General features: G+C 36.9%; 29 protein-coding genes. 12 read left to right on the top strand and 17 right to left on the bottom strand.

Annotated features, from left to right (window positions below):
- The first annotated feature begins 24 nt into the window (after positions 1-24).
- Together SJY44_RS03505 and SJY44_RS03500 are read left to right on the top strand one after the other, a co-directional pair.
- Positions 25-627: a carboxymuconolactone decarboxylase family protein gene (locus tag SJY44_RS03505; RefSeq protein ID WP_298923679.1), complete on the top strand. Its 603-nt coding sequence runs from the start codon at positions 25-27 to the stop codon at positions 625-627.
- Positions 628-722: 95 nt separating this feature from the next.
- A complete protein-coding gene (locus SJY44_RS03500) occupies positions 723-1,292 on the top strand; it encodes a DinB family protein (RefSeq protein ID WP_396591305.1) in 570 nt (189 codons plus the stop codon).
- A 217-nt stretch (positions 1,293-1,509) separates the two neighbouring features.
- Here the strand turns inward: SJY44_RS03500 and SJY44_RS03495 are convergent, their stop codons facing one another.
- The 4 genes from SJY44_RS03495 to SJY44_RS03480 form a co-directional block, all read right to left on the bottom strand.
- Complete coding sequence (locus SJY44_RS03495) at positions 1,510-2,310, bottom strand: endonuclease/exonuclease/phosphatase family protein (RefSeq protein WP_396591304.1); 801 nt, start codon at positions 2,308-2,310, stop codon at positions 1,510-1,512.
- Between the two features lie 279 nt (positions 2,311-2,589).
- The gene (locus SJY44_RS03490; protein WP_396591303.1) at positions 2,590-3,312 is read right to left on the bottom strand and encodes a M23 family metallopeptidase; all 723 of its coding nucleotides are present in this window, start codon (positions 3,310-3,312) and stop codon (positions 2,590-2,592) included.
- Positions 3,313-3,314: 2 nt separating this feature from the next.
- Positions 3,315-4,025, bottom strand: coding sequence for a hypothetical protein (locus tag SJY44_RS03485; protein ID WP_396591302.1), 711 nt, complete (start codon positions 4,023-4,025; stop codon positions 3,315-3,317).
- Positions 4,026-4,244: 219 nt separating this feature from the next.
- Complete coding sequence (locus SJY44_RS03480) at positions 4,245-4,781, bottom strand: GNAT family N-acetyltransferase (RefSeq protein ID WP_396591301.1); 537 nt, start codon at positions 4,779-4,781, stop codon at positions 4,245-4,247.
- Between the two features lie 266 nt (positions 4,782-5,047).
- Between SJY44_RS03480 and SJY44_RS03475 the strand changes: the two genes are divergently transcribed.
- Positions 5,048-5,632 (top strand): Crp/Fnr family transcriptional regulator, encoded by a 585-nt coding sequence (locus tag SJY44_RS03475; RefSeq protein ID WP_298923672.1) that lies wholly within the window; start codon positions 5,048-5,050, stop codon positions 5,630-5,632.
- On the opposite strand, the gene SJY44_RS03470 is transcribed toward SJY44_RS03475, so the two are convergent.
- The 9 genes from SJY44_RS03470 to SJY44_RS03430 all read right to left on the bottom strand — a co-directional run bounded on the left by SJY44_RS03470 (position 5,629) and on the right by SJY44_RS03430 (position 12,014).
- Positions 5,629-6,204, bottom strand: coding sequence for a uracil-DNA glycosylase family protein (locus SJY44_RS03470; protein WP_396591300.1), 576 nt, complete (start codon positions 6,202-6,204; stop codon positions 5,629-5,631). The genes SJY44_RS03475 and SJY44_RS03470 overlap by 4 nt on opposite strands.
- A 197-nt stretch (positions 6,205-6,401) precedes the next feature.
- Complete coding sequence (locus SJY44_RS03465; RefSeq protein WP_396591299.1) at positions 6,402-6,755, bottom strand: hypothetical protein; 354 nt, start codon at positions 6,753-6,755, stop codon at positions 6,402-6,404.
- A 31-nt stretch (positions 6,756-6,786) separates the two neighbouring features.
- Positions 6,787-7,257, bottom strand: a complete 471-nt coding sequence (locus tag SJY44_RS03460; RefSeq protein ID WP_298792534.1) for a YHS domain-containing (seleno)protein — start codon at positions 7,255-7,257, stop codon at positions 6,787-6,789.
- A 184-nt stretch (positions 7,258-7,441) separates the two neighbouring features.
- Entirely contained in the window at positions 7,442-7,795 is a 354-nt protein-coding gene (locus SJY44_RS03455) for a hypothetical protein (RefSeq protein ID WP_298923666.1), read from the bottom strand.
- Positions 7,796-7,887: 92 nt separating this feature from the next.
- The gene (locus SJY44_RS03450) at positions 7,888-8,940 is read right to left on the bottom strand and encodes a helix-turn-helix domain-containing protein (RefSeq protein ID WP_396591298.1); all 1,053 of its coding nucleotides are present in this window, start codon (positions 8,938-8,940) and stop codon (positions 7,888-7,890) included.
- A gap of 95 nt (positions 8,941-9,035) precedes the next feature.
- Positions 9,036-10,169: a DUF819 family protein gene (locus tag SJY44_RS03445; RefSeq protein ID WP_396591297.1), complete on the bottom strand. Its 1,134-nt coding sequence runs from the start codon at positions 10,167-10,169 to the stop codon at positions 9,036-9,038.
- A 59-nt stretch (positions 10,170-10,228) separates the two neighbouring features.
- Positions 10,229-10,900, bottom strand: a complete 672-nt coding sequence (rsmI, locus tag SJY44_RS03440; RefSeq protein ID WP_396591296.1) for a 16S rRNA (cytidine(1402)-2'-O)-methyltransferase — start codon at positions 10,898-10,900, stop codon at positions 10,229-10,231.
- A gap of 9 nt (positions 10,901-10,909) precedes the next feature.
- A complete protein-coding gene (locus tag SJY44_RS03435; protein ID WP_396591295.1) occupies positions 10,910-11,266 on the bottom strand; it encodes a DoxX family protein in 357 nt (118 codons plus the stop codon).
- A gap of 61 nt (positions 11,267-11,327) precedes the next feature.
- A complete protein-coding gene (locus SJY44_RS03430) occupies positions 11,328-12,014 on the bottom strand; it encodes a hypothetical protein (RefSeq protein ID WP_396591294.1) in 687 nt (228 codons plus the stop codon).
- 157 nt (positions 12,015-12,171) lie between these two features.
- Between SJY44_RS03430 and SJY44_RS03425 the strand changes: the two genes are divergently transcribed.
- From SJY44_RS03425 to arfB, 7 genes are all read left to right on the top strand, one after another.
- Positions 12,172-12,816, top strand: coding sequence for a thymidine kinase (locus tag SJY44_RS03425; RefSeq protein WP_299168434.1), 645 nt, complete (start codon positions 12,172-12,174; stop codon positions 12,814-12,816).
- Positions 12,809-13,918, top strand: a complete 1,110-nt coding sequence (gene alr, locus SJY44_RS03420; RefSeq protein WP_396591293.1) for an alanine racemase — start codon at positions 12,809-12,811, stop codon at positions 13,916-13,918. The genes SJY44_RS03425 and alr overlap by 8 nt, the downstream gene beginning before the upstream one ends.
- 76 nt (positions 13,919-13,994) lie before the next feature.
- Positions 13,995-14,396, top strand: a complete 402-nt coding sequence (gene mscL / locus SJY44_RS03415) for a large-conductance mechanosensitive channel protein MscL (protein WP_298923651.1) — start codon at positions 13,995-13,997, stop codon at positions 14,394-14,396.
- Between the two features lie 186 nt (positions 14,397-14,582).
- Positions 14,583-15,596, top strand: a complete 1,014-nt coding sequence (locus SJY44_RS03410; RefSeq protein ID WP_396591292.1) for an aspartate-semialdehyde dehydrogenase — start codon at positions 14,583-14,585, stop codon at positions 15,594-15,596.
- 75 nt (positions 15,597-15,671) lie between these two features.
- Positions 15,672-17,825: a prolyl oligopeptidase family protein gene (locus SJY44_RS03405; protein ID WP_396591291.1), complete on the top strand. Its 2,154-nt coding sequence runs from the start codon at positions 15,672-15,674 to the stop codon at positions 17,823-17,825.
- A 36-nt stretch (positions 17,826-17,861) separates the two neighbouring features.
- The gene (locus tag SJY44_RS03400) at positions 17,862-18,911 is read left to right on the top strand and encodes a sulfate/molybdate ABC transporter ATP-binding protein (RefSeq protein ID WP_396591290.1); all 1,050 of its coding nucleotides are present in this window, start codon (positions 17,862-17,864) and stop codon (positions 18,909-18,911) included.
- Positions 18,889-19,293, top strand: a complete 405-nt coding sequence (gene arfB / locus SJY44_RS03395) for an alternative ribosome rescue aminoacyl-tRNA hydrolase ArfB (RefSeq protein WP_396591289.1) — start codon at positions 18,889-18,891, stop codon at positions 19,291-19,293. Before SJY44_RS03400 ends, arfB begins: the two co-directional genes overlap by 23 nt.
- Before the next feature lie 279 nt (positions 19,294-19,572).
- Here arfB and SJY44_RS03390 read toward each other — a convergent pair whose 3' ends face one another.
- The 4 genes from SJY44_RS03390 to SJY44_RS03375 form a co-directional block, all read right to left on the bottom strand.
- On the bottom strand, positions 19,573-20,262 hold the full coding sequence (locus SJY44_RS03390; RefSeq protein WP_396591288.1) for a DUF2695 domain-containing protein: 690 nt from the start codon (positions 20,260-20,262) through the stop codon (positions 19,573-19,575).
- A gap of 227 nt (positions 20,263-20,489) precedes the next feature.
- The gene (locus SJY44_RS03385) at positions 20,490-20,936 is read right to left on the bottom strand and encodes a 3-oxoacyl-ACP synthase (protein ID WP_299168456.1); all 447 of its coding nucleotides are present in this window, start codon (positions 20,934-20,936) and stop codon (positions 20,490-20,492) included.
- A 15-nt stretch (positions 20,937-20,951) separates the two neighbouring features.
- A complete protein-coding gene (locus tag SJY44_RS03380; RefSeq protein WP_396591287.1) occupies positions 20,952-22,304 on the bottom strand; it encodes a sensor histidine kinase in 1,353 nt (450 codons plus the stop codon).
- Positions 22,304-23,668 (bottom strand): sigma-54-dependent transcriptional regulator, encoded by a 1,365-nt coding sequence (locus SJY44_RS03375; RefSeq protein ID WP_396591286.1) that lies wholly within the window; start codon positions 23,666-23,668, stop codon positions 22,304-22,306. The genes SJY44_RS03380 and SJY44_RS03375 overlap by 1 nt, the downstream gene beginning before the upstream one ends.
- Positions 23,669-23,871: 203 nt before the next feature.
- On the opposite strand from SJY44_RS03375, the gene SJY44_RS03370 reads away from it, so the two are divergent.
- Positions 23,872-25,212, top strand: a complete 1,341-nt coding sequence (locus SJY44_RS03370; RefSeq protein WP_396591285.1) for a TolC family protein — start codon at positions 23,872-23,874, stop codon at positions 25,210-25,212.
- Positions 25,213-25,220: 8 nt separating this feature from the next.
- Entirely contained in the window at positions 25,221-26,471 is a 1,251-nt protein-coding gene (locus SJY44_RS03365) for an efflux RND transporter periplasmic adaptor subunit (RefSeq protein ID WP_396591284.1), read from the top strand.
- The last annotated feature ends 1 nt before the right edge of the window (position 26,472 follow it).

Below are 26,472 nucleotides of genomic sequence, written 5' to 3'. Positions count from 1 at the left end.
AAAATACAATTTAAAACTACATTCATGGCCTTAGTAAATCCACTTGACCCTAATCACGATGCAGAGACAAAAAAGCTCGCCGAATTCTTTAACGAGACCCTTGGGTTTTGCCCAAACTCCGTTTTGACCATGCAGCATCGGCCAGCAATTTCAAAGGCATTTATCAATCTTAATAAAGCGGTAATGGCCAATGAAGGAAGGGTTACTTCTGCTTTAAAACGGATGATTGCATGGGTAAGCAGCAATGCTACCGGATGTCGTTATTGCCAAGCGCATGCTATAAGGGCTGCGGAACGTTATGGTGCAGAACAGGAGCAACTGGATAATATCTGGGAATACAGAACCCATCCATCTTTTTCTGAGGCTGAACGTGCTGCTCTGGACTTTTCCTTAGTAGCTTCACAAGTACCCAATGCGGTGGATGCCGAAATAAAAGCTCGCTTGCATGAGCATTGGAACGAAGGAGAAATTGTAGAAATGCTTGGGGTAATTTCCCTATTTGGTTACCTCAACCGTTGGAACGATTCTATGGGCACTTCTATTGAGGAAGGTGCTGTGGAAAGCGGGGAACAATATCTTGGAAAGCACGGTTGGGAAGAAGGAAAGCATGATGGGTCTAGATATTAGATGCATAGCTTTTAGGTAAATAGATTTCTTGATTTACATCAACATTTGTTGGTGTGTTATAACTGAACTTTGTTCCAATCAAAAAACGAACAGTTATGGCAAGCTTAATCCTAAGCCCGGAAAGTCAAATTCAGCGATTAAACCGCATTGTCAATAAAGTGAAATCACTCCAAGAGTTGGATGTTTCACTATTGACCACTCCTCCGCATCCTAAATCATGGAATGTGGTAGAGGTAATTGCCCATTTGAATATTTCTTACACCTTATATGTTGAAAAGATAGACATTGCATTGGATAAACTCCCTACTAACGATTCTGGTTCAAAAGAATTTAAGGCTAGGCCTTGGCAAAAATTTGTGATTGAAGGACAACGCCCAAAAGAGGGTGTTAGAAAATGGAAAATGAAAACCCTTAAACGCTTTGAGCCGCTATTGAGTAAAGAAGATTTGAACAGAGAAAAAATTGATTCCATTTTTACTGAATTTTTCAAATTGCATGACCATCTTAAACGATCTATTTTAAAAAGCAGGAACAAGGATGTGACCAAAACTAAAATTACCTCTGCTATTGGCCCGCTAGTGCGTTTTTATTTACCTGAAGCTTTTGAATTTTTACTCTCCCATGTGGAACGACATATGGTACAGATAGATGAGATTTTGGCATAAAGTAAACAGCGTTTTAAAGTGACAACCTTTGCATGCATGGCAAGTTGTGTTTGGATTGCACTTATCGGTCTCGTATAACCGTCAGTTACGGGTTTTTATGCGTTAGTTTTCGGATTGGTCACTGACCTTAACAATCCCGAGTGGATTCGGATCTAGTCAAATTTGCCGTAATTGCTGTTATACATTGTTCTGGTGCGTTTTTTATTTTCCATTTATTTTAAATAATCAGAATTAATGGGCAATGGTCCGAAACCTCTGGTTCAAAAATCACATTAAAATCTAAAACACTAGTATGTTCGTTGACTAACATATAATCTGCATACCTACCTTTCTTTTTGTAATGAGAATTACGAGTTCCTTTTGTAGTTCTTGTAGTTACTAAATCAGTTAGTCCAGCCTCAGACAAAATTTTTAGTGTCTCGCTACTCGGTTCTACATTGAAGTCTCCACAAACGACAAGAGTATCATCATTCTCTGCCACTCCTTTTGCAAATGACACTAATTTATGTGCTTGTAGGGCTCTTTCAGGCGTATCCATTTTGCCATTCAAGTCTCTTAAACCGTGCATATGTGTAATAACTACAGGTTTATTGTTCTTATAGTCGAACACTTTAACCGTGTGCGCACTTCTGGAACGAGGATGCTCTCCATAATCATAAGGTGAATATGATTTATGTACAAACCCTTGGACTTGTCCAATTATTGGATAAGATTTTCGCACAAAAGTTGCAAGTCCCCATTGCGAAGGAATTTTAGTATTCTCATCCCATAGAACACCTTGTGAAGCTGGACAAAAAATACCAATGTGGTTAGGTAATACAGTTTCAACATCTCTAAAAAAGTTAGCACGTTGAGAAAGAATATGGTCTCCGTCTCTGTAAGTAAGCCAGTCTTTTCCAGTTTCTGGTGTATGTACAACTTCTTGTAAGCAAAGAATATCTGGGTCTTCGTCAGTCAAATATGGTAGTAATTTGTCGCAGAGTTTTCCGCCCCATCCATTAAGACACATTATTTTCATATTCTTTTTTAAATCTCTATATTTTTAAATGCAACACAACTAAAAGGATATGAATCGTTTTAATGATTTATACCCGTCTATAAGTGAAGTTCGCTGTTTTTACTTTAAAAATCAACTCAAAATGGATAGATATGGGCTATAAATTCATGAACAATTCTTTCCCTTTTCTTTGACGCTTGGACTTTACTCAGTGCAGGTCGGGAGACTTAAAGAATAGCTTATGTCTTTTCCGTTCACTTTACTGACACTTTTTTCCCTAATATGCTTTACAAGCTTTGTTTAATTTTTTACTACGGTTTGACCTCTTACCGGTTCGCCTCTCTCTATCAATTCATCATCTTCATAGTAATTTGCAAATTGGGCAGGCAGTCCAATTCCATTAAGATAATCGGGTGTGTTCTGTAAATGATAATGTAAATGTGGGCCAGTAGAATTTCCACTATTTCCAGCTTTACCTACTTCTTGCCCTTTAACAACCATATCCCCAACAGAAACTATTATAGACCCTTTTTTAAAATGTGCCAACATAGAGTATTCCCCATTTAAATGATCTATTATTATATAATTGCCCGCAAGATTACTATCATTAATATCACTATTTACTGAACCTGATACATAATTATCATCAATGTTATTTTCTAGGGCCATTATTTTACCACCCGCAGGAGCATTTAAGCGTTTTCCAAAACAATAGTGATTCTCGTTTTTACTACTATCTCCTGAAAAACTACTTCCATCAATTACTACAGCAATATCATAGGCATATCTTTGACCTGTACCCCGAGTAATAAAATGATGTCGTCCGTTTAAGTGTGTTCTACCTCCAACAAACACATACCATTCTTCCTCAAAAGGCAGTTCTAAATCTGTTTTTGTTTGATAGTTTAAATAAATGTCTTCATCCGATTTTCCTTCATCACCAATCAAAGTATCTGAGCAAGATGTTGGTATTGAAATTAATAGAAAATAAAAAACATAAATTATAGGTGAGTTACGTTTCATAATTAAAATTTATAATTAATGCCTAGGTTAAACTGATGTTGTAATTCTCGGAATGCATTTGGTATTTGAAGTCTATTGTATTTAAAATCATAGCTTAGACGTAAGCCAAAATTGTTAGAGATTGAATACCCATATTCTAAGTTCCATAGGGCGCCTTGATAGCGATTTACTAAATACACATCTAAACCAAAATCTCCCCTAAGCCGCATTAAGACCAAAGGAATGGTCAGTTTAGAAGTTAAATATTGTTTTTTGTTTAACTGATATGTAAATCGGCTTGCTATACCAAATTCTTGATCTACTAAATAATAATTGTCTCGGTATAAAGAGGCTGTGGTTTGAGATTGTAATCCTATGTGTATGGAAAAAGCATCTTTATCAAAAATTTGTTTTAAATACGAAAAACCCAATCCAATTTTTGAATAGTCTGTATTTAGTTGTGGAATTGCATCTGATTTTAACTCTGTGGTTAAATAGTCGACCTGTATTTCAAATAAATTTTCATTTCTGCTTTTACGCTCATAGTTTAAACTGTAAAACAAGCCATCATAATCGTAACGGGATACTGGCGCAAATTCTAAATTCTTTAATGAGCCCGAATTGAAGCCTGTTGAGAATTCTAAGTTGTTGTTAGGATTTGTATTTGTTTGGGAAAATCCATTGGTGTATAAGAGGGTGAAAATTGAAATTAGAAGAAGTAGTTTTATTTTCATAAATGGTCATTTAGACCACCAAACTATATCCATTCCATTTCAATCATTCTTAAATTATATACAATTAGGCTTTTATTAACCCATAAACTATGAGGTGAAAGATAATTGTGATTAGCATGACCCCATTCTCTTACCATGCTCAATACCGATTTTAATGTATAAGTCTAGCAAGTTGTTTTTTTGATTGTACCTATGTTTCTCTTAGTTGAATATATTAAATCAATTGTTAGTGCCTTTTTTGTCTGGATTCAGGTTGATTTCAAACAAACAGGCTGGGGCTTCCTTATAGTGGCCCGGCAATTCATCAGTATTCTTTAAATCAAACATCCCCAAGAATTCAAAACCAGCATTAACGTAGTATTTAATCAGCTTTTTATTATTGCCCAAGGTATCTAATCTCACATAATCCTTATTAAGTTCGGTAGCATATTCTTTTGCCCATTCCACAATAATCGCAACAAAATTGTTGCCCCTAAAATCAGGGTTGGTGGCAATTCGATGAATGTAAATTGCGGCATCGACATTCTTTTCTTCCCAGATTTGCTCGTCATCGAATGCAATTGCCCAAACACAAGCAATTTGATTGTTAATAAGCAACTTCCATTGGCGGTTTTCATCGATTTCAGTTTCCACAAGTTGCCTTTTAAATGTAGGCCACACCACTACTCCTTCTTTTGATTTTTGATACTCAGATGCTAGACCGTACAACCGAAATATTTCATCAATGTCCTTTTCTGTAGAATTTTTAATTTCCATGGGAATATTTTTAAGAAAAATATTTTTCAATGAATACTATTATACAAATATCGGATGTGTTCCTTAGTTGTTCAACCCGAAACTTGCTTTTTATTCCAATTGATTCTTGTTTGAAGGTCTGACAAAACATGTTTGCAAAATTCCCACTTTCGTTAGGTACATAATTTACACCTTCAACACTTAAGCTCTGCTAAGTGCTGACAGGATTATGATGAGATTCGGGAAAGGAATATTTTGGATTATTTTTGAGGAAAATATCCTCCCATATGGATGATGAAACTTTTGTTCACCTAATGTCATTTTTCCCTCAGGTCGCTTTGACCGAAAAAGAAGAACATCATTTTAAATCGCTGTGGTCAGTAAAGACTTTTAATCAATACGACCTCATCACGGAAGCCGGAAATATTGAACGTTATTTTTATTTTGTGTTGGAAGGGGTCCAGGCCATTTACATCTTAAACGAGAAAGGGGAGAAAGTGGTTCTTGGGTTTTCGTACTCGGGAAGCCCCTCGGGGGCGTTTGATTCCTTCATTAAAAAACAACCTTCGGATACTTTTTTGGAAGCGTTGAAACCTTCAAAAATGTTGGCGATTTCATTTAAAGACTACCAAGATTTGTTTGAAAGGCACCCTGACTTTTATAAGTGGGGACATGAATTTTTTCAACAGATCTTATTTGGAAGGTTGAGTAGAGAGGTAGAACTTTTAACCCTTTCTGCCGAACAGCGTTATATCGCTTTTATGCAACGTTGCCCTGAAGAGCTAAAAGTGATTCCGCAAAAATATTTGGCCTCTTACCTTAACATGAAACCTGAAACTTTTAGCCGATTACGATCCGGTATTTCGTATTAAACATTCAATTGTTTTGAAATATGTTCCTGAAGTTTCGGAATCACTTCAACTTCGAACCAAGGGTTTTTGCTCAACCAAAATCGGTTTCTAGGTGAAGGGTGTGGCAATACAAAATATTCGGGGGCGTAGTTGCCATAATTTCTAACCGTTTCTGTTAAATTTTTTTCCATTTTGTTCCCCAAATAATAGCGCTGGGAATATTGTCCGATCAAAATTGTAAGTTCTACGTTTGTCAGTTTTTCCAAAAGAGACTTATGCCATTGCGGTGCGCATTCGGTGCGCGGCGGCAAATCGCCTGATTTTCCTTTTCCTGGATAACAAAATCCCATCGGCATTTGGGCAATTTTGGTTTCGTCATAGAAGATTTCGTCCGTCACACCCATCCATTTTCTGAGTTGTTTACCGCTAGGGTCATCCCAGGGTATTCCGGTTTTATGCACTTTCGTGCCCGGCGCATGACCAATAATCAGGATTTTAGCATCTGGGTGTCCTGCAACAATGGGTCTTGGCCCTAGAGGAAGGTGTTCTATGCATACTTCGCACTTACGAATATCGGAGAGTAATTGTTTCATGTCTGTTAAATGTATAAAAAAGCCAAGAGTAGTTTTAGCCACTTAGCTTTTGTTCTTTTAATTTTACGATTTACGTTAAACACCAAAGCACATCAATCTTACAATTGACATGCTTTGAGCCACAACCAATCTAAATCTTTAGTTGTTTTTATATGAAAAAGAACATGGTTTTAGCGTTATTCTCCACTTTCATAGTTCTAAGCAATTACTTCTGCTTTATGAAGGCTAACCACCGTTAGTACCGCAATTCCATTTATCCAATAGTAGTAAGCATCGATTCCTTCAAAAGACAGTATAAAAGGCGCCAGAATAAATACTACGGCAACTATAAAGTCAACCAACAAATGAAACTTATAGGGAATAACTTTAAAAGCTCCTAAGTGATGGTCAGTTAACAAGGTCAGCACAAATGCTGCAATTCCTGTCGCTACCGAAAGTTGTAAAGCCAACGGGTTCGAATCACCCAAACCCAGTAAGAAGGGTAGCACTATTAATGCAACAGCCACAGGGTAATCTAAAAATGCGTGAATTCTTTTGGTTATGAATTTCATGACTAAAAATTTTAGCGATTATTAAAATGGTCTAGTTATGCGTCTTACCCAACTTCTTCCAATTGGTGTCAGCAACACTTTTTAATTTTGCATGATTGTTTTCTGCAAGCCAGAGTTGTTTTGCATCCAACTCCACATTGTTCAAATACAAGTAGTATTTTCCATCTTTTACGATGAATTTAGTTGGGTCCACTCTGAATTTTGCTCCAGCATAGGTGCCAAAAGCACAGAAACCACCATATTGAGGTAAATACTTGGAAGGGTTTTTATCAAAAGTTGCCTTTTGCTCCTCAGAGGTGAAATAATAAACCACTTTTTTGTATTCGGATTTATGCGCTTTATTTCCTCTTTGGGCCAATCCCAAATCTAAGTATGATACAGGGCTATAACCTGCAAGTGCAATATTACTATTGTCAATATTATTGGCCATTTTGTCTTGAGCCGATAAATTTGTAGCAAATGTTAGTGCTACCATTACTATAGATAATTTTAAAATTTTCATTTTGCTTTTCTTTAAATATTTATTTGTTTGTTTTAATTAATATGTCTTTATCCTTACTGATATTTCTTCCCTTCAGTCCTAATTGATAATACCATCTGGACCTAATAAAAAGGGCGCCAAAACTGGCATCACTAATACCACGTAATCGAGTTTTAGGTTTAATATCAGGGAAAGACGGGAACATTTATTGGGCGTTGAAATATTCTTCTTGAACTACTTCACCATTGTTGTTCCATACACGACGAATGATTTCGTGCCAGTAGATTTTGCTATCGTCCTTCATATTGAAATCAAATGTGAATTCCGAAGCTGATACATTTCCATCTACAATAGTATGGTGATGGGTAATCCCATTTACTTGAGCGATTGCTCCCGCGAAGCCTTCCATTTTTTCGACCATTTGTTGTTTGTTCGTGGTCGCTAGTCCATTATAGTCAGACGTTGTGGCGTCTTCTGCAAAAAATTGTTTTACAGCATCTACAATGGCTCCTTTGCCTACAATGCCATCCATTTCGGTGGCCAGTGATTTAATATCCATTACTTTTATTTTTAATGATTAAACAAATTTTAGTTTGTAATTACATTGCAAATTTCAGCATGGAATGCCTTCAAAGAGGTACAAAAAAGACGCTAAGAATTGTACTTTTTGAATTTGTAATCGGTAGGAGTACTTCCTGTATAATTTTTAAAGAAGTTTGAAAAATGGTTCGCCTCTTCAAATCCAAGTTTGTAGGCAATGTCCTTGACGGAAGCTTCTTGGACAAGTAGTTTTTTTGAGGTAGAAATCAACTCGTTTCGAATCAGCTGACCTAAAGAAGCGTTCATTTTTGCTTTAGTTTTTTTGGAAAGTGCCTTGACGGAGAGATTCATTTTGTCAGCATAAAACTCAAGGTTTCGCTGTTCAGCATGATGATTTTTTAATAATTCGATAAGGTTTTTGGTGAAGGTATCACGGTTTTCATAATCGAAATCGTTTCGAAATTCTGACGGCGTCTGTCCCGTAGTATTTTTAAATACCCGGTTAAAGTATGCTGGATCCCTATACCCTGTTTCAAAAGACACCTCTTGAATGCTCTTATCTGTAAAGGCTATTTTCTTTTTGCTCTCCATTAATCTTTTGTTAGAGAGTAAAGCCTTAACTGATAGACCTATCTTATCCTTTACAAGTGCTTGGGCATTATATCCATTTTCTAACATTAAAGCGGAGAGGTCATTATTATTGAAATTGCCGTAATATTCCTTGTCGATAATTTCCTTTACATCAAAAATAATCTGATACTCCTGTTTGCTTGCCTGAAAAGGATTTTGCCAATACCACTGTTTTGAAGAGATGTCGATAATTTCAGCGGTGTTTTCAGAGAAAACTGTATTTGACAGATATCTTTTGCATTCCTCACATTCATTAAAGTTGATGTAGCCTAACGAAATCAGGTGCTTAAAAAGAACTCGCACCTCTTTCTTCTCAAAAATGGTCTTGTTTGGGAATTCTATCTTTCTGACCACAAAATCATCCGAAAAGAATTTGATATACTGCCCCTTTTCCAAGTAAATGGCCTTGTCTTGCCAATCTGTATAATTCTTAAAATCCACTTGGATGGTACCAGAACCTGACATAATATGAAACAGTGTGTATTTGTTGATGAAATACACCTTATCAATCTCAGGATTAAACTTTTGAACCATTGGAGTCAAATACTAAATGCCATAGATATTGTCGAAAATACACTCCAGAACTATCAAATCTGGCGTTTTAATAGCCGCTCAAAGATTTAATATAGTTAAGACCCTACTGTTACTTTTAAAAAGTATATCGTAAGCATCCCCCAAAAAGTACCTGTTGCCATGCTTAGTATTGCCAATACAATAGCATGGGGCATCCATTTCTTCTCATAAGCGGCCGTAACAGCTGGCGCCGTTGCTATCCCTCCTACATTCGCCATACTTGCAATGGGTACCCAAGCCATATTTATGTTCATCAATTTGGCCACTAGGACCATAAAAACAAAATGACCTAATAACCAAACTACTAAAAAGCCAAAAAAGGATACATCAAAACCAAGGGTGTCAAACTGCAGCTTTAATCCTAAAATGGCCATGACCACCAAGATTAAAATTGCTCCTGCCTTTAATGAGAACTTAAAGTTCCATCGGGGAATAAAGTTTCCAAGAGCCAAGCCAATAATGGAAAGTAAAACTACTTTCCCCACAAAACTTTCAATAAAGTGGTTGGTGGCAAAAACAATCGCCAAAAGAATAACGACGGTTATCCATACAGCTATTGGTTTTTGATTTTCTGTACGGATTTCCTCTGGTATTCCTTTATCCGTTATTTTGAACCAAGTGTTTAGTTTGTTGCTTTTTTTAATTCCCTGAAACATTAAAATTGTCCAAACGTTGACCAAGATATTGTCCATCACCAAAACAGAAAGGAAAATTGCCTCTGGGCATTCTACCAATTCCTTTAGCACTAATTGACTTGTGCTTCCTCCAATCCAACTGCCTACTACTGGAGGTATTCCTTTCCAAAAACCATCGTTGGATAGTGTTTCGACAACCAAGGTTATATCGGAAAAGCCCATGACAAAAATTATCGGAAAAAGCGCAATAAAAAATGACCCCGATACAAAAAGCACGATTGGCTTATAGCCAATAGCCTTAAGCTGCCCCAATGAAAGGCTTGCCATTACTGAAACAATGGTTAAGGGAATAAAGAAATCTTTGCTGTAATCGTGGATTTTAGCATGGGATAAATCGAGCCCCAACGCGTATGAAATACCAGCAGGGATTAAATAGGCCAATAGTATTGCCGGTACCCAGTCAAAAATAGACTTGATATGTTTATTCTCCCAACGGTCAAGAAAATAAACAACAATTACAGTGAAAAGAGCAATGGCCCAAGGAGCTAAATTCATGCTCTTTTAAAACGCATCTTAGTATTCATCTTTATTGATTGGCTACCTAAATATAGTATTTATTTGTTTCCACCAACCACAATTACAAATTCTCCTTTGGGAGGGTTTTGGGTAAAGTGTTCCAAAATCTCTTTTGCAGTGCCGCGAACCGTTTCCTCATACATTTTAGTAAGTTCTCGAGATATGCAGACTGGTCTGTCTTCTCCAAAATACTCTACAAACTGATTCAATGTCTTAAGTAGCTTGTGCGGAGATTCATAAAATACCATGGTACGAGTCTCTTCTGCCAAAAATTTCAATCTTGTTTGACGACCTTTCTTGACCGGTAGAAATCCCTCAAAAACAAATCTATCATTTGGCAGTCCACTATTCACTAAAGCTGGAACAAAGGCTGTTGCACCAGGTAGACATTCCACATCAATACCATGTTCCACACAAGCACGTGTCAGTAAAAATCCCGGGTCGGAGATAGCTGGAGTTCCTGCATCAGAAATTAACGCCAAAACAGCACCTCCGTTTAGCTTTTGTACCAATGCATTAATCTGATGATGCTCGTTGTGCATGTGGTGACTTTGCAAAGGTGTTGCTATCTCAAAATGTTTGAGCAGTTTTCCACTGGTGCGGGTATCTTCCGCCAGAATTAAATCAACCTCTTTAAGAATCTTAATGGCTCTAAGCGTAATATCTTCCAGATTACCTATTGGAGTCGGAACCAGAAATAATTTTCCCATAGGCCAAAGTTAAGGCCTTACTTGTTTTCCTGTAAAATAAGATATCAAAACAACAACAAAAGCAATAACCGCTCCCGCATGTTGTCCGTCACTTACCATATAATGAGCAAAAAACGCTAAAATAGAATTAAAGAAAAACCCTGCGTACGCCCACTCTTTTAACCACTTGGAAAAATTGCCCCAAACCGCTATTAGTCCAAGTATCTTGGCAATGGCCAAAGGATAGATAATATATGTAGGATAGCCCATACTTTCAAAGAAGCTACGGATCATTTCGTTATTAAAGAAATAGTTATAAACAGAAAAGAACATTATAGCTGTCAACAATACTGTTGAAAGCCAAAAGGCAATTTTTGTAAAATTCATAATTGATTATTTAAGGTTGTAATCCCCTTAAAAATATAAAAAGTAAACGGAAAAGAACGGTTTATTGAAATCTGCGCGCTATCAAGGCCATAAAGCGTGACTCATATTCTTCTTTGCCTTCCCAGTTTTTGTACTCTGGTTTTACCATATTGGTGATAAAAGCAATGGAACGTTCCTCTGTATCAATTGTATTAAGCTGAGACAACACCCTGTTGTAATCATTCGTGTTATTATTGAACAAATGTTTTACAAAGGCCAATTTATCATTAAGTCCAACTTGAAAATCCTTAACAAAGGTATCATTCAGTGATTTAGATTTGCCATTTTCTGTATTCCCGTTTGTTTCTGGTGGAGAAAGAATTTCTTTCTCATTCTTCATGTATTCTGGTTTCGCCACAAATTCTGTAAAAACATGTTCTATAGCCTCTTCTGTAGGCATTTCTGAAACCATATCCTTTATGGTGTCCATCCCTGGAATAATTATATCTTCTTCGTGTGGGTTACTTTCAGGTACTGCAATATTGCCGCTTAGAACAGCATTTGCCATTTTTTCAAACCGTGAAGCAATTACGTTTTTAGACACATCGACTTCAACATCGCTCAACTTCTCATCTATAAATTTAAGTACTGCCAGTTTTTCATAGATGTCTTTAGCCTTATCATAAAGCTCTGTCAATTCCTTATCGTCTCTTGTTGTAATAATGTCTGTGGACAATTTTATCAGCTCCTCCCTTAATTTCCGTATCATAGCTATTAATCTTTACTATAAAAATAAAATCATTTTCATTATACCACTAAGAACAAAAGGTTAAATTTTAATCTTAAGTCGAGGCATATTTTTTTAGTAGTTTTGTGCTTTCCTTTAATAAAACGAAAAACTACACAATTTCGTTTAAAAGTACGGTATGTTTCTCGAAAACACAGTAAACCCTAAAGAACAATTTGGATGGATAGAAGTCATCTGCGGTTCTATGTTTTCTGGAAAGACCGAAGAACTTATTAGAAGATTAAAGCGTGCCCAATTTGCCAAACAAAAAGTTGAGATTTTTAAACCTATTGTGGACACCCGATATCATGAGGATATGGTGGTTTCCCATGATTCCAATGAAATTAGATCTACTCCGGTTCCGGCAGCAGCAAATATTCGTCTGTTGGCAGATGACTGTGACGTTGTTGGAATTGATGAGGCTCAATTTTTTGATGATGAGATAGTTACTGTTTGCAATGATTTGGCCAACAGAGGTGTTCGTGTATTAGTAGCTGGATTGGATATGGATTTTAAAGGAAACCCATTTGGTCCCATGCCAGCGTTAATGGCTACTGCCGAGTACGTAACCAAAGTTCATGCAGTTTGCACCCGTACCGGAAACTTGGCCAATTACAGTTTTAGAAAATCCAATAATGACAAGCTTGTGCTTCTTGGTGAAACTGGAGAGTATGAACCTTTAAGCAGAGCCGCTTTCTACAAGGCCATGTTAAAGGAAAAAGTAAGTCAGATGAATGTGGATTCTGAGGAAGTGGAAGCTAAAAAGAAAGCCGCCAATGAGTAAAATTGGTGACACCACCCTCCTAATAGACCTAATCGCGCTAGAACACAATTACTGGTTTTTAAAATCCAGATTAGCCCAAGAAACCAAATTTTTAGCAGTAGTAAAGGCTTTTGCGTATGGAAGCGACATGATAACTATTGCAAAAAAAATGGAACGCTTGGGAATAGATTATTTTGCTGTTGCTTACGTAAAGGAAGGTGTTTTGCTTAGGAATGCTGGGATTAAATCTCCCATTTTGGTGCTGCATCCTCAGCCTGTAAATTTTGGCGAATTGATTCACCATTCTTTGGAACCCAGTATCTATTCTCCAAAAAATCTAAAGCTCTTTTTAGAAATAGCTAAGGACAAAAAGCAAATAGATTATCCCATTCATGTTAAATTCAATACAGGATTAAACCGCCTTGGTTTTTGGGAAAATGATGTGGATTTTATTGTTGAGCATTTAAGAGATAGAAAGGAACTAAAGGTCGTTTCTGTTTTTTCCCATTTGGCCGCTTCAGAAGATGCTTCTGAAAAACCATTTAGCTTAACTCAGATTGAAACCTTCAAAAAAATAAGCGAAGAGCTTAATCAAAAATTGGGGTATGCTCCTTTCCGCCATATGCTGAATACCTCAGGAATTATAAATTATCCTGAAGCTCAATTTGAAATGGTTCGCAGTGGAATAGGCTTATATGGTTATGGTAATGATAAGGCAATTGACGCCCAGTTAAAGCCCGTCGCTATATTGAAAACCATCATTTCTCAAATCCATAAAATAGAGCCAAATGAAAGCGTGGGCTACAATCGCGCATACAAATCTGATGGCTATAAAATAACGGCCACACTCCCACTAGGGCATGCTGATGGGATAAGCAGACAATACGGAAATCAAAAAGGTCATGTGCTTATTAAAGGTAGAAAAGCACCTATTATTGGCAATGTTTGCATGGATATGATTATGATAGATATCACGGATATCGATTGTAAAGAGGGTGATGAAGTTGTGGTTTTTGGACAAAACCAATCTGCAGAAGATTTTGCGGAATCAGCAAATACTATCTCTTACGAAATATTAACAGCTATTTCTCCAAGGGTAAAAAGGGTAATCATTAACTCATGATTTTATGCCGGCAAATTGGCATAAACCTCTTTTTTAATTACATTGTAAGCCTATTAACCACTTAAACTATAAAATTATGTTGAAAGAATTCAAAGATTTTGCAATGAAAGGAAACCTGGTGGACATTGCCGTAGGTTTCGTTATGGGTGCAGCATTTAACAAGGTTGTTGCCTCTTTTACCGGGGGAATTGTCTCTCCTTTGATTGGACTAATCTTTAATGCGGATTTCAAAGATTTAAAATATATCGTAAAAGAAGGAGCCATGAATGACGCTGGAGAAAAAGTTGGTGAAGTTGCTGTACTATATGGCGATTTTTTAACCAACGTTATTGATTTCATCATTGTCGCTTTTGTGATGTTCATGATTGTAAAAGGAGTGAACAAGATGAAGAAAAAAGAAGAGGCAGCTCCAGAAGCACCAGCAGGTCCATCTCAAGAAGAGCTACTTTCAGAAATCAGGGACTTATTAAAGAAGTAAAAATCGTTCGCCTATAAAAAGGCCAACCGCTACATCACAATAATAATCTTAAAGCCGTCAGTTTGTTTCGCTAACATTCTGACGGTTGTTTTATTTGTAACATTTTGTTATTTTTTGATTATGTGATTTTAAAATACTTGTTTAAATTTTTATCTGTAGTACATTTGTCTCTCCAAAAGGAATAAAATGAAAGTAGCAGTTGTTGGAGCCACTGGAATGGTTGGCGAGGTAATGTTAAAAGTATTGGCAGAGCGTAATTTTCCTATTTCAGAATTATTACTGGTTGCTTCTGAAAGATCTGTGGGCAAGAAATTGACTTATAAGAATCAAGAATACACAATAATCGGACTTAACGATGCGCTTGCAGCTCACCCGGATATTGCCATATTTTCAGCTGGCGGAGATACCTCTTTGGAATGGGCTCCTAAATTTGCCGAAGTTGGGACTACAGTAATTGACAATTCATCAGCTTGGCGAATGGACCCTACTAAAAAACTAGTGGTCCCAGAAATAAACGCTAGCGAATTAACCACTGAAGACAAGATTATAGCCAATCCCAATTGCTCAACCATTCAAATGGTGATGGCGCTAAATCCTCTCCACAAAAAATATCAAATGAAACGTGTGGTGGTTTCCACTTATCAATCTGTTTCAGGAACCGGCGTAAAAGCTGTTCGTCAATTAGAAAATGAGATTGCCGGTGTGCAAGGAGAAATGGCCTACCCATATCCTATTGGGAGAAATGCATTGCCACATTGCGATGTATTCATGGAAAATGGGTATACCAAGGAAGAAATGAAGCTTGCTCGCGAACCTCAAAAAATATTGGATGACCGTACCTTCTCCGTTTCGGCTACTGCTGTTCGCATCCCAACCGCCGGAGGTCATTCAGAATCGGTTAATGTGGAATTCCATAAGGATTTTGACCTGACCGAAGTAAGAAAACTACTTAGCGAAACTCCTGGCATAACGGTTCAGGACAACCCAGATACCAACACCTATCCCATGCCTATTTACGCTCATGGAAAAGATGATGTTTTCGTGGGTCGTATACGCCGAGATGAAACGCAACGCAATACTCTAAATATGTGGGTGGTTTCTGATAATCTTAGAAAAGGTGCCGCAACCAACGCCGTTCAAATTGCTGAGTATTTAGTGGAAAATAAGCTGGTTTCCAACACTTCTCAAGTAGTTTCTTAAAATACGTTAAAGCTTTCTCCTTCTTTAGAGATTGTGGCTTTTTATGGTATTTTTAGCAGAATCAATCCAAAAGACATGCGAAAATTAATCCCCTTTGCAGCCCTAATTCTTATAGCTGCTTGTAAAGAAACTACCAAAAGAGAACCCATAGTCGTGAACTACCCAACCACTAAAAAAGTCGATACTGTTGATACTTATTTTGGAACTGAAGTTAAAGACCCTTATCGTTGGTTGGAAGATGACCGAAGCGAGGAAACCGAAGCTTGGGTAAAAGAACAAAATGCCTCTACATTCAATTACCTGGATAAAATTCCTTTTAGGGAAGATTTAAAGAACCGATTAGAAAAGCTATGGAATTATGAAAAACTGGGCTCTCCTTTTAAAGAGGGTGACTATACCTATTTCTACAAAAATGATGGGTTGCAGAACCAGTATGTGGTCTATAGAAAAAAAGAAGGTGGGGAAGAAGAAGTTTTCTTAGACCCCAATACTTTTTCTGAGGATGGCACCACTTCCTTAATGGGGCTGCAGTTTACAAAAGATGGCTCCAAGGCGGCATATTTAATTTCTGAAGGAGGCAGTGATTGGCGCAAAGGCATCGTAATCAATTCTGAAAGCAGGGAAATTGTTGAGGACACCTTGGTTGATATAAAGTTTAGTGGAATTTCTTGGAAAGGAGATAAAGGATTTTTCTACTCCAGCTATGACAAACCCAAAGGAAGTGAGCTGTCTGCAAAAACAGACCAGCACAAATTGTACTATCATGAATTGGGTACTCCGCAATCTCAGGACAAAATTATATTTGGTGGCACCCCTGAAGAAAAGCATCGGTATGTAGGTGCTTCAGTTTCAGAAGATGAAAAATACCTGTTCATCTCAGCCTCAACCTCAACCTCTGGCAACAAATTATTTCTAAAAGATTTAACTGAACCCAATAGTGAGTTGATTCCCATTTTGGACCATACCGATTCTGATACCTATGTGATAGAAAATGTGGGGTCCAAGTTGTATTTGGTCACCAATATGGATGCTCCTAACAAAAAGATTGTGATAACAGATGCGTCCAATCCTACTCCAGATAACTGGGAGGATTTTATTCCAGAAACTGAAAATGTTTTGACGGTTGGAACGGGAGGAGGTTATTTCTTTACGGAATATATGGTTGATGCCATCTCTCAGGTATTACAATATGATTATGATGGTAAACTGGTTCGCGAAGTCAGGTTGCCCGGTGTAGGGAGCGCAGGTGGTTTTGGCGGCAAAAAAGAAGAGAAAGAATTTTATTTTTCATTTACCAACTACAACACGCCAAGCTCTTCATACAAATACAATGTAGAAACTGGAGAATACGAGCAATATTGGAAACCAGAAATTGATTTTAATCCAGAAGATTATGAATCTAAACAGGTGTTTTATACTTCCAAAGACGGTACTAAGGTCCCTATGATCATTACATATAAAAAGGGAGTAGAACTCAACGGTAAAAATCCTACCATTTTATATGGTTATGGCGGATTCAATATTAGCCTAACACCTTCATTCAGTATTGTAAATGCCGTTTGGATGGAACAAGGAGGTGTCTATGCAGTTCCTAACCTTAGAGGTGGTGGGGAATATGGGAAGAAATGGCATATTGCCGGAACCAAACTGCAAAAGCAAAATGTCTTTGACGATTTCATTGCTGCAGCAGAGTTCCTAATTGAAAACAACTATACCTCAAAAGAATATCTTGCCATTAGAGGTGGTTCTAATGGAGGGTTATTGGTAGGTGCTACCATGACCCAACGACCGGATTTAGTACAGGTGGCGTTACCCGCTGTCGGCGTGCTGGACATGCTTAGATATCATACTTTTACTGCCGGTGCAGGTTGGGCCTATGACTATGGCACTTCCGAGGAAAGCGAAGAAATGTTCAATTATATAAAAGGGTACTCTCCTGTACATAATGTTAAAGAAGGAACCGCCTACCCAGCTACTTTGGTGACTACTGGAGATCATGATGATCGTGTGGTTCCAGCACACAGTTTTAAATTTGCAGCGGAGCTACAGGAAAAACAAGCGGGGGAAAATCCAACCTTAATAAGAATAGAAACCAATGCAGGGCATGGTGCTGGAACACCTGTGAGCAAAACCATTGAACAATATGCGGATATCTTTGGTTTTACGTTGTTCAATATGGGATATGACCAGCTTCCTAATCAATCCATTTTAAAAGAGTTTAAGGATTGATAGATTTAAAAAAATGTCCTATCGAGCGCCGTCGAGATGCAAATAGTTCTCGACTACGCTCGAATTGACAAAACAATCTTTCTGACGATTATGCTTGACGTTCATATTCCTTCTTTCAGTTATCAAGACCAAGTTATTTTGGAAGATATCTCCTTTCAAGTGGCAAAAGGGGAAAACTTGGCACTGATGGGAGAAAGTGGGTCTGGCAAAAGTACCTTGCTCAAAATTATTTATGGGCTTTTGCATGTTGAGACCGGAGCTATCTTTTGGGGCGATAAGGAAGCTCTTGGTCCAAACTATAATCTTGTTCCAGGGGAATCATACATGAAATATCTTTCGCAGGATTTTGATTTGATGCCCTTTATAACTGTTGAAGAAAATATTGGACAACATCTGTCTGTGTTTGAGCGTGAAACGCATCAACAACGAATTCAAGAACTTTTAGCGCTTATAGAACTTGAGGCTTATGCAAAAACCAAGGTTAAAAATTTAAGTGGAGGCCAACAGCAACGCGTAGCCTTAGCTCGCGTTTTGGCCCAAGAACCTGAACTATTACTTTTAGACGAGCCTTTTGGACATATTGATAATTTTAAAAGGAACTCGTTACGGAGAAATTTGTTTCCGTATCTAAAAGAAAAAGAAATCACCGTTCTTACTGCAAGTCATGACCCCAATGATGTTTTGCCCTATGCGGAAAGTACCATTGTCTTAGAAAAAGGGAGAATCGTTGCCAATCAGAAAACAAAAAAGCTTTATAAGAACCCTCCAAATTATTACACGGCTTCGCTTTTTGGGGAAGTAAATAGACTTCCCATCAAACTCCTAAAGTCCTATGCCGAAATTGATAAATCGGTTCTTGTTTATCCGCACGAATTTCAAATTTCCGATACTTCAGGTTTGGAAGTGTCCGTAAAAGATTCTTTTTTTAAAGGAAGTCATTTTCTAAATGAAGCTACGGTGAATGAGGTAACAGTTTTATACTTCAATACTTCAAAAAAGCTACAGAAAGGTGATACTGTTTTCCTTAATGTATCTTTGGAAACAATTAATTCACGTCTTCAAATTGAACAAAGAACAAATCCTTAAAGAACTTCAATTTAAAGCCATACGAAGCAGCGGCGCAGGTGGACAACATGTAAACAAAGTCTCTTCAAAAGTAGAATTGACTTTCAATCCACAATCTTCCTATGGTCTATCCGATGCCGAAAAGAGCAGATTCTTATTAAAACTTGAGGCAAGATTGACTAAAGAGGGATCACTTATTCTACAGTGTGATGAAGCAAGAAGTCAGCATAAAAACAAAGCTCTTATTATAAAACGTTTTTTTGACCTACTTAAAAAAGCCTTGGAGGTTCCCAAAAAAAGAAAACCTACAAAGCCTTCAAGATCTTCAGTTGAAAAGCGATTAAAATCTAAAAAAATAGATTCCAATAAAAAGGCTTATCGCAAAAAACCTGATTTGGATTGATTTTGTCACTTCGAATTCAACTGAAGTCCTAAGTCTAGTTAAAAGATAGACAGAAACCCGCCTGTCGGTCTCAAGGGGTTTTCACTTATCGTTTAGCTATGCGCAGTGCGGAAGCAGAAAATCACTGGTTTTCAAGCTAGCACTTAGCCAAAGTTTATGTTTTGTTTTTATATTTTCTAAAATACTAAATTTAATACTTTGGCGACACACCAAATAAGCAACCGCCTTTCGATTAAACCTAAACCCCGCATTGCGTATAGGTGTTGTTAGCCATAGTTTTTATTTTCTAAATATCACTTTATGTATTTTCAATTCAATTTTCGTTCCGCCAATTCCTGTCCGTTCAATAAAGTGTGTTCCCATTGGTTTTCCAATGTCAATTTTTTCTATTCGCGAAAAATAATATTCAGCATCTCTTTCTGAAAATCTCATAAAAGATTCCAGTTTTAAGTCACGGATTTTTTTGGCAAATTCCTTTCCAGTTATCGGTTCAATTTCCTTAACGATTCCGATTTCTGATGGCAATTCAGATTCAGTTCCGTTAAAAAAGTGCATACTTTTCCTAACTCTCTTTTTCGGTTTAAATCCAAAAGGTGCTGGAATTAGTAATTCACCATTTTTTGTGTAATTGTTATTTCCGTATTCTGAATTTGAAAATATTGCTTTTGTGTAAATCTTGTTTTCCGCTTTTTCAAAATTCACAGGTAGTTTGAACGGATTTTTAAAATCTATTTCTTTATTGTCAGATTCAAGTTCCAAATCACAATTTTCAGGTAAATTGAATGTCACTTCGCAGTCACAAAATCCACCATTCAATTCTAAAACATCGATTAAGTCAGCTTTATGGATTCCGTTTTGTTCAGCCCATTCAAATGTGTTTTTTAAAGAATGGTCGCATCCATTTTTTTCAATTTGATTTTCTATAAAAATACAAAGTTCATTTACTTGATTTGCGGTGAGTACGGTCATTTCTTAAATTATGGCTAACTAAAAGGATATGAATCCGTTTTAATGATTTATATCCAACGATAAGTGAAGTTCGGGAAATTTATTTAAAAAATCCAGTGGAAATGGATGGATATGGGCTATTGATTTATAAATAGGCCAGAAGGAAAAAGTTCTTTTTCTTCAACAATATTTCAACAAGCTAAGTACGACATTGCTCAGGATAACATTTGAAAAAGGAGTGATAAAAATTAATTTACATCGAGAATCTTAATCTCAGTGCCGTTGAAGCTAAACAAATCTCCTTGTTGTTTTCCCAATAAAAGTTTGCCTATTGGCGAACCTGCTGAAATACAAAAAATAGAGATATCATCCCTTTTAACCGTTCCTGCAGAAATTGCAATGAAGTAGTTAGCTGAAGTTGTTTTAATCAGGCTTCCCAAACTGATTTTTTTCGACGTTTTTTTAATATCTACCTTTTGAAGAACTCTTTTTATTTCTTCAAGCTCAAAAAGTTGTTTTCCCAGTTTCTCTTGCTCTAGCTGCACCATTGCCCTACCGGTCTCATGTTTGTCTCCAGCACTGCTCTTCGTTTCGGAGTTCAGGGATTCTTGCAATGAAACACTCCTTTCCTGTAGTCTTTCTGTTCTTTTATTTAGGTAGTCCCAACAAAACTTTAAAAGTATTTCCTTCTTCATTTTCAAACTCAATGGTTACGCAAAGGTTAGTCTAAAAACAGTTTCTTGATTTTGAATAGATCGAACCTTTAGATTACCCCCGTGTAATTGCATTACTTGCTTGGATAGACTCAAACCAATGCCAGTGCCCTCATTCTTAGTGGTGAAAAAAGGAACAAAAATTTCATCTATTAAATCTGATGGTATTCCCGGTCCATTATCTTTTACCTCTATGTACTTTACACCATCATTTTCAATTCCTGCAATAATATGTACTTGTCCTTTTTTTGTTTCCCTAACAGATTGCAGGGCATTTTTACCAAGATTAATCAATACTTGGGTAATTTGTTTTTCGTCAATAAAAAATTCCAACTCATCAGGATTGCATTCCACATAAAAATTGGTTTGCTCATTTTCCGGTCTGGTCGACATTAAGACCTCTATTTTTCCCAATAACTTTTTTCCACTTACTATGGTTCTATTGGGTTCAGGAACATTTAATAAACTACGGTAGGATTGAACGAAATCCATTAGGTTTCCTCCTTGCTCCTTTATTACTTCCAATCCTTTTAGTGTATTCTTAATTTGAGTTTCATCTAAACTTTTAGAAGACACTACTTTGCCATCTTTCTTATAATATTTAATTATAGAATCTGAAATTGAAGCTATTGGGGTAATCGTATTCATAATTTCATGGGTTAGCACTCTAATAAGTCTCACCCAAGATTCGGTTTCCTTTTCATCCAGCTCTTCATGAATATCCTGCACAACAACCAATATCAGTGATTTTCCGTCTAACGTAATGGGCGTAGATTTTAGCGCCAATTGTATTTGCTCCCGTTCATTGGTAAGTTGGAACAACTTCCTGTCAAAAGGTTTAAACGATTTAAAAACCTGATACAACCCTTCATCAACTTGTGCAAGCTGCTTAATGTGGTTTAAGGGTGTATAGTTCAACAATTTTTCCAAAGTAGGATTAGAAAAAAGAATGTGTCCCTTATCATTAAAGGTCATGATTCCTATGCTTGCCTGTTTTAGAATTTCTTGATAATACTGCTCCCTTATCTGTAATTGTAAATGAACTTCTTGAATAAGACCGTTTACCCTGTTCAAACTCTGGTTGAGTTCCTTAAAAGATTTTATGGAAACTTTTTCTGGAAACCGCAACGTAAAATCCTCATTGCGGATGGCATCAAAAAAATAAGAAATCTTGCGGTTAGTACTATTTATGAAAGCAATTAAGGAATACACTTGTGCAACAAGGAAAATGATAGAGAATGCCAAAGTAAAATACCATAACTTAAATACTGCAAATGCAAAAGCCAATGCTGTTAGCGTAATAAAAAGCACTCTAAAAATGAGCTGTACATAAAAGTTTCTGCTCGCCATTATTTATTCTTTTTCTTCAGTTTGTTGTAAAGCGTTTGTCTGGAAATACCCAATTGATCAGCCGCCGCACTATAATTTCCATCATGTTGGTCCAACGCTCTAGAAATCATTTGCAATTCCATTTCGTCTAAGGTTGCCGGCCCATTCTCCATGGATTGATTTGGTTTGGAATGCAGCAAGAAATCCGTTGGTTTTAAAACATTTCCCTCTGAAAGGATTACGGCACGTTCCATAGTGTGTTGGAGTTCTCTCACATTTCCTGGCCATAGATATTCCATTAGTTTTTCTTGGGCCAAATTATTCATCCGTAATCCCTTTTTATCGTATTTATTTGCAAACTTTTTTAGGAAAAAGTCCGCCAAAATCATAATATCTTCTCCTCGCTCTCTCAACGGGGGCACCTCAATTTGAATCGTGTTGATTCTGTACAATAAATCTTCCCTAAAAAGTCCGTCCGCAACCATCTGTTCTAAGTTGCAATTGGTAGCGCACACCAAACGAATATCTACATTAACCGATTTGTTGGAACCGACCCTTACCACAGATTTATTTTGAATGGACGACAATAATTTAGCTTGCATCTGAAGCGAAAGGTTTCCCATTTCATCTAAAAACAAAGTCCCTTGGTGAGCAGCTTCAAATTTGCCGGAGCGATCTTCCTTGGCATCTGTAAAAGAACCTTTTGTGTGGCCAAAAAGCTCGCTTTCAAATAGGTTTTCAGCAATGGACCCCATATCAACACCAATAAAAACCTCCTCTTTTCTGGAGGATATCCGGTGTACTTCGCGAGCTATCAATTCCTTACCTGTACCGTTTTCCCCAGTTATGAGAACATTTACATCTGTTTTGGCCACTTTTCTAACCAAATTTAAAACGGAGGTCAATGCCTTGGAATTTCCTATAATGAAATTTTTGTCATCGTTAATGACTTGTTTTAAGTTGCTTTCCTTCTTTTTAAGCTTGTGTATTTCTTCTTTGGATTTTCTAAGTTCAAATGCAGATTTTACTGTGGTCAATAACCGCTCATTGTTCCAAGGTTTCAAAACAAAATCAGACGCTCCTTGTTTCAAAGCTTTTACTGCTAAATCGACCGCGCCGTATGCGGTCATCATAATTACTGATGTGTTAGGTGATTTCTTTTTAATTTCATTCAACCAGTATAAGCCTTCATTCCCTGTATTTACCCCTGCGGAAAAATTCATGTCCAGAAGTACAATATCAATCTTCTCCATGTTGGGGAAGGAAGAAATCTGATTTGGATTAAAAAGTGTTTCAACACTTTTATATTCAAATTGCAATAAAATCTCCAAAGCGCTTAGTACGCTTTTATTATCATCAATGACTAAAATCTTGGCATCAATCATTTGACCTGTTGTTCATGTTTGATTTTAAAACTACGAATTGAGATTGTAAATTTTTAGACAGTGTAAAATAATTGGACATTTTTTGTATAAAAATTTTACACTCTGAAATTCTTCTATTGCACTGAATTGTTTTAATCAATTGATAATTAGATGTTTAATTCTTTGGCACGAGAATAGCAAATAGTTTGGCACAGTATTGAATTATGACTTTTAAAACATACATCACAATTTTAGCTTTATTAGTTTCCTTAACCGGGTTTGGTCAAAAGACTTGGACTTTGGATGAATGTGTTTCTTATGCCGTGGAGCATAACCTTCAAGTAAAAAACACAACTCACAATAAGGATGCGGGTAAAGAATCTTACAGACAGTCTGTAAGGGACATGTTGCCCAATGTAACCGGTTTTTCCAATTACATATATAACTCAGGTTTAATAGAAGATCCACAGACAGGTGTTCTTGTAAATAATGAGTTTTATAGTAACCGCTATAGTCTAAACGCGAATGTTGATCTCTTTCAAGGGTTTCAGAAGTTGAATACTATAAAGGCTACCAAATTTATATACAAAGCCACCCAAGAAGACGTGTTGCAAGAAAAGTTTCTTTTAGCTTTTAGAGTGATGAGCGCCTTTTATGATATAAAGTTCAACGAAGGCTTGGTGACTAACTCTTTGGAACAACTAGAAATTTCGCAATCTAATTATGACCTGGTCAACAAACAAGTAGAATTGGGGGTTATGGCCAAAGCAGATTTGTACGAAGCCGAATCTAATCTTTTGGGTGATAAGCTTTTAGTTACACAGAATGAAAATTTGTTGGCCCTAGCAAAGCTTACCCTACTTCAGGAAATGAATCTGACTGAAGAAAATGATATACAACTACAGACCACACTTGACCCAGTGTCCACTGCCTTGAATGATGAGGTCTCTATAGATTCGATTTATGAAGTCGCCAGAAGTTTTGTTCCCCTGGTAAAATCACAAGAATTTAGAGTCTATGCTGCGAAAAAACAACTGCAAGCTACACGAGGAAGTCTGTATCCTTCAATTTCTTTGGTTGCCGGTCTATCGACAAGGTTTTCTGAAACAAATCTTGATGACAATGATGATATCATTCCATTTTCAGATCAAATCAGTGATAACTTTGCTCGTTTTGCCGGAGCACAAATCAATATTCCCATTAGTCTGGGCTGGTCCAATCACTCAAGGGTGAAGCAACAAAAAATAGCCTATCAGCAAGCTAAAACCAATCTTGATATTCAAGAACAAGAACTATTTCAACTTTTACAACAATTGGTTCAGACCAATCAAGCTTTAATGGCAGAATACGAGCAAAGCAACAAAAGGGTTCAAGCTCAGGAATTAGCATTCAACATAGCGCAAAAAAGGTATGAAAAGGGTCTCATTAATGCCATAGATCTTTTTCAGGCAAAAAATTTATATGGCGTAACTCAAAATGAAAATTTACAGGTAGGCCTGCGCTTAAAAGTGAATAAAAGCACGATAGATTTCTATAACGGCTTACCTATTTTTAATCTTAATTAACCACACGAATGGATATACAACTGGAAAAAAGAAAAGGATTAAGACCAAAACATTATGGATACATCGCCTTAGGTGCCCTGGTCTTATTTACAGGATGGAAGTTGCTCTTCGCAAATTCCGTATCCACTTTTCGGACAGAGAAAGAACGTCTTTCAATAGCGCAAGTAACGCAAGGAAAGTTTGATGATTACATTACCATAAATGGCTCTGTAGCCCCAATTGCTACTATCTATATGGATGCTTATGAAGGTGGTCGTGTATCTGAAAAGTTAATTGAAGAAGGTACCATGGTCAAGAAAGGAGACATCATTCTGAAGCTGGAAAACATGATGCTTTATGAGCAGATTTTGGCCAGTGAAAGTAACTTGGCCCTTAAGCAAAACGATTTGCGCTCCACTAAATTGACTTTTGATTCTAGACAAGTAGAAGGAAAAAGGTCTTTGGCCACGGCCGAATATGATTTGCAACGTCTTAAAAGAAACTACGAGCAAAACGAAGCGCTCTACGAGGAAGAGCTGGTTTCTAAAGAAGTGTATTTAACCGCCAAGGAAAACTATGAGTTGTCTAAAAAACAACATGACATCGTAAAGATTCAAACGGTACAGGATGATGAATTAAGAAGAACATCACTTACTGGATTGGATACGGATTTGCAGCGTATGCAAAAAACCCTATCAATGGTTTATGAGCGTTTAGATCATTTAAATGTTAGGGCTCCAGCTGATGGTCAATTGGGGTTTTTGGATGCTGAAATAGGACAAAGCATTGCGCAAGGTGAACGTATAGGTCAAATTAATGTGCTAACGGATTTTAAAATTGAAGCAGAAATAGACGAGCACTATATAGATCGAATAAAACGAGATCTATCAGCAACATTAGAAAGAAATGGAAAAGAATATGGTCTTCGTTTACGGAAGGTTTATCCTGAAGTAAGAAACGGAAGGTTTAAAGTGGATTTAGTTTTTACTAACAACAAACCTGAAACCATAAGAGCTGGGCAGAGCTACAATATAAAGCTGCAGCTTGGTGCTTCCAACGACGCATTATTACTGCCAAAAGGAGGTTTCTTTCAAAGTACAGGTGGGCAATGGGTTTTTGTCGTGGGCACAAATGAAAACGAAGCTGTAAAACGAAATATCCGTATTGGAAAACAAAACTCAAGATACTATGAGGTGTTGGAAGGTTTAGAACCAGGCGAGCAGGTAATTACCAGTAACTATGACAGTTTTGGAACTGCAGAAAGAATAGTTTTAAAATAAA

The sequence above is a fragment of the Allomuricauda sp. R78024 genome, assembly GCF_044596045.1.
GTDB lineage: Bacteria > Bacteroidota > Bacteroidia > Flavobacteriales > Flavobacteriaceae > Flagellimonas.
Note: the sequence above shows the minus strand (reverse complement) of the source record. Positions and strands in the feature narration are given on the sequence as shown.